The following is a 261-nucleotide window of genomic DNA, read 5'->3' as shown; positions in this document are numbered from 1 at the left end:
GCACTGACAGCGGTGCGGTCACCGAAGATGAGAGCACTCCGCTGCTGACCGAGACCGGCACCCTGAGCGTGACCGACGTGGACGGCGCCGACGAGGCCAAGTTCCTGGCTGGCAACGGCACCCCGAGTGCGGGTGCGCTGGGTAGCCTCGCCATCACCGAAGGCGGTGCCTGGACTTACAACGTCGACAACAGCAAGGTGCAGTACCTGGGCGAGGGCGAAACCAAGGTCGAGACCTTCACCGTGCAGTCTGTGGATGGCA

Annotated in this window: 1 protein-coding gene; it reads left to right on the top strand. The window is 65.1% G+C overall.

Translation table 11 applies throughout. The features are described from left to right. Positions 1-261, top strand: a 261-nt coding sequence (locus tag KW824_RS20730) for a VCBS domain-containing protein (protein ID WP_218410896.1), incomplete at both ends; no start/stop codon positions are given.

It is taken from the genome of Aeromonas sp. sif0611, from assembly GCF_019218845.1.
Lineage (GTDB): Bacteria > Pseudomonadota > Gammaproteobacteria > Enterobacterales > Aeromonadaceae > Aeromonas > Aeromonas media.
The sequence above is the reverse complement of the archived record's forward strand: the minus strand, read 5'-3'. Positions and strand labels throughout refer to the sequence as shown.